This window comes from Amycolatopsis alkalitolerans, assembly GCF_006152065.1.
Classification (GTDB): domain Bacteria; phylum Actinomycetota; class Actinomycetes; order Mycobacteriales; family Pseudonocardiaceae; genus Amycolatopsis_E; species Amycolatopsis_E alkalitolerans.
The window spans coordinates 1-3337 of sequence record NZ_VDFW01000066.1; the positions used below are offsets into that span (position 1 = coordinate 1).

Here is a 3337-nt window from a genome sequence, read left to right on the forward strand (position 1 = left end):
CAACTACACAACCACCATCACCGTCCAGATCCTTGACGGTTGACGACCTACCAAGACCACTAACTACGCGGCATTGCCCCTAATCCCCCCGAGATCTACGTTCGGGACGCCGAGTTCGACGCTCAAGACGGCGAGTTCGACGCTCAAGACGGCGAGATCGACGCTCAAGACGGCGAGATCGACGCTCAAGACGGCGAGATCGACGCTCAAGACAGCGAGTTCAACATTTCGCGATACCGGGATCTACGTTCAGAACACCGAGGCAGGCGGTCACGACGCGGAGTTCGGGGCGGACCACCCCTGCGGGTGGCCCGCCCCGAACCGGCGGTCAGTCCTCGTCTTCCTCGTCCTCGCGCGGCGCTCGATATGGGTCCGGGTCGCCGGCGTGCCGGGCGCCGGACGAGCGGCGGGCGACCTCGGCGTCGGCCTCGCGGGCCTTCGCCAGCAGCACCTCGATCTGGTGCGCCGTCTCGGGAATGGTGTCCGCGACGAAGGTCAGCGTCGGGGTGAAGCGCACCCCGGTGCCCTGGCCGACCTTGCTGCGCAGCACCCCGCGTGCCGACTCGAGCGCGGCGGCCGCGCCCGCGAAGTCCGGAGTGGACTCGAGGTTCTCCCCCAGCACCGTGTAGTACACGGTCGCGTCGTGCAGGTCGGCGGTCACCCTGGTGTCGGTGATCGTGACGTTGTTCAGCCGCGGGTCCTTGATCTCGTGCTCGATGGCCGAAGCCACGATCTGCGAGATCCGCTTGGACAGCCTCCGCGCACGCGCCGGATCAGCCATCGCGCATCTCCTACTTTCTCCTAATCCTCTGGCCCCAGCAGCCGCCGGTGGGCCGAGAGGAGCTCCACCTCCGGCCTGCCCGCGACGAAACGTTCGCACTCGTCGAGCACGTCACGAACATGCTCGCCGTCGGCCGCCACCGCCGCGACTCCGAGCAGGGCCCTGCGATGCAGGTCAAGATGCCCGGCCTCGGCGACCGCCACCTCGAACCGCTTGTGCAACTCGGCGACGAGCGGCCGCACGACCGAGCGCTTCTGCTTCAGCGACCGGACGTCGCCCAGCAGCAGGTCGAACTCGAGCGCTCCAACGAACAATGACCTCAGGCCCCTCATGCCGAACGCAACCACCGCGGGGTCCAGGGGGCTTGCCCCCCTGGACGGAGTTTGGGGGTCCGACCCCCAAAGGACACGGCGAAGGGACCGGGCGAGCCGGCTCGGGTGCGGGTGTCCCGCAGAACACCGCGCGAGCACACTCGCCCGATCCCGAAGCCTCTACGCGCGCGGCTTCTCGCGCTGCTCGTAGGTCTCGACCACGTCACCGACCTTGACGTCGTTGTAGGACCCCAACGTCAGACCGCACTCGTAGCCGTCGCGCACCTCGACCACGTCGTCCTTGAACCGCCGCAGCGAGCTGATCGACAGGTTCTGCGCGATGACCACGTCGTCGCGCATGAGCCGGGCCTTCGCGTTGCGCCGGATCTCGCCGGAGGTGACCAGGCAGCCGGCGATGGTCCCGAACTTCGAGGACTTGAAGACCTCGCGGACCTCCGCCTTGCCGAGTTCGACCTCCTCGTACTCCGGCTTGAGCATGCCCTTGAGCGCCTGCTCGATCTCCTCGATCGCCTGGTAGATCACCGTGTAGTACCGGACGTCGACGCCCTCGCGGTTGGCCCGCTCGGTCGCCTTGCCCTGGGCCCGCACGTTGAACCCGAGCACGATCGCGTCGGATGCGGTCGCGAGGTCGATATCCGACTCGGTCACGCCACCGACGCCGCGGTGCACCACGTTGAGCTCGACCTCGTCGCCGACGTCCAGCTGCAGCAGCGCCGCTTCGAGCGCCTCGACGGTACCCGAGTTGTCACCCTTGATGATCAGGTTGAGGGTCGAGGTCTCCTTCAGCGCGGAGTCCAGATCCTCGAGGCTGACCCTCTTCCGCCGCGCCGCGTTCTGGGCGTTGCGGATGCGGGCCTGGCGCCGCTCGGCGATCTGCCGGGCGACCCGGTCCTCGTCGACCACCAGGAACGTGTCACCGGCGCCCGGCACCGAGGTGAACCCGATGACCTGCACCGGACGCGAGGGCAGTGCCTCGGTGACGTCCTCGTTGTACTCGTCGACCATCCGGCGCACGCGGCCGTAGGCGTCGCCCGCGACCACCGAGTCACCGACGCGCAGCGTGCCGCGCTGCACCAGCACCGTGGCCACCGGGCCGCGTCCGCGGTCCAGGTGCGCCTCGATCGCGACGCCCTGGGCCTCCATGTCGGGGTTGGCCCGCAGGTCCAGCGCCGCGTCGGCGGTCAGCAGGATCGCCTCGAGCAGCCCGTCGATGTTGATGTTCTCGCGGGCGGAGATGTCGACGAACATGGTGTCGCCGCCGTACTCCTCGGCCACGAGCCCGTACTCGGTGAGCTGCTGGCGGATCTTCTGCGGGTTGGCACCTTCCTTGTCGATCTTGTTGACCGCGACCACGATCGGCGCCTTGGCCGCCTGGGCGTGGTTGATCGCCTCCACCGTCTGCGGCATGACGCCGTCGTCGGCGGCGACCACGAGCACCGCGATGTCACTGGACTGCGCGCCGCGGGCACGCATCGCGGTGAACGACTCGTGACCAGGGGTGTCGATGAAGGTGATGAGCCGTTCCGTGCCGTCCAGCTCGGTCTGCACCTGGTAGGCGCCGATGTGCTGGGTGATGCCGCCGGCCTCGCCCTCGCGCACCTTCGTCTTCCTGATCGTGTCGAGCAGGCGGGTCTTACCGTGGTCGACGTGACCCATGACGGTCACGACGGGCGGCCGGACCTGCAGGTCCTCCTCGTCACCGGCGTCCTCGCCGTAGGTGATGTCGAAGGTCTCCAGCAGCTCGCGGTCCTCCTCCTCGGGGCTGACCACCTGCACGTCGTAGTTCATCTCGGAGCCCAGCAGCTCCAGGACCTCGTCGGACACCGACTGCGTGGCCGTCACCATCTCACCGAGGTGGAACAGCACCTGCACCAGCGAAGCCGGGTTCGCGTCGATCTTCTCCGCGAAGTCGGTCAGCGAGGCACCGCGCGGCAGGCGGATGGTCTCGCCGCTGCCCTTGGGCAGCCGCACACCGCCGACGCTGGGCGCCTGCATGTTGTCCATGTACTCCTGGCGCTTCTGCCGCTTCGACTTGCGGCCCTTGCGCGAGGGACCGCCCGGGCGGCCGAAGGCACCGGCCGTACCGCCGCGGCCACCGCCACCACGGCCGCCGCCGCCGCCACGGAAACCGCCGCCGCCACCACCGGCGGGCGCGCCGCCGCCACCGGGACCACCCCGGAAGCCGCCGCCACCGCCACCGCCACCGCGGTAACCGCCACCGCCG

General features: G+C 69.1%; 4 protein-coding genes. All 4 read right to left on the minus strand.

Going from position 1 to position 3337, the window contains the following annotated elements:
• Window positions 1-63: 63 nt before the first annotated feature.
• Window positions 64-210 carry a hypothetical protein gene (locus tag FG385_RS34170; RefSeq protein ID WP_160148958.1) on the minus strand — a complete coding sequence of 49 codons (147 nt, stop codon included), beginning with the start codon at window positions 208-210 and terminating at the stop codon, window positions 64-66.
• Between the two features lie 118 nt (window positions 211-328).
• The gene (gene rbfA / locus FG385_RS33605; protein WP_139100853.1) at window positions 329-781 is read right to left on the minus strand and encodes a 30S ribosome-binding factor RbfA; all 453 of its coding nucleotides are present in this window, start codon (window positions 779-781) and stop codon (window positions 329-331) included.
• Window positions 782-801: 20 nt separating this feature from the next.
• A complete protein-coding gene (locus tag FG385_RS33610; RefSeq protein WP_139100855.1) occupies window positions 802-1095 on the minus strand; it encodes a DUF503 domain-containing protein in 294 nt (97 codons plus the stop codon).
• Between the two features lie 177 nt (window positions 1096-1272).
• Window positions 1273-3337, minus strand: a 2065-nt coding sequence (gene infB, locus FG385_RS33615; protein WP_139100854.1) for a translation initiation factor IF-2, incomplete at its 5' end; no start/stop codon positions are given.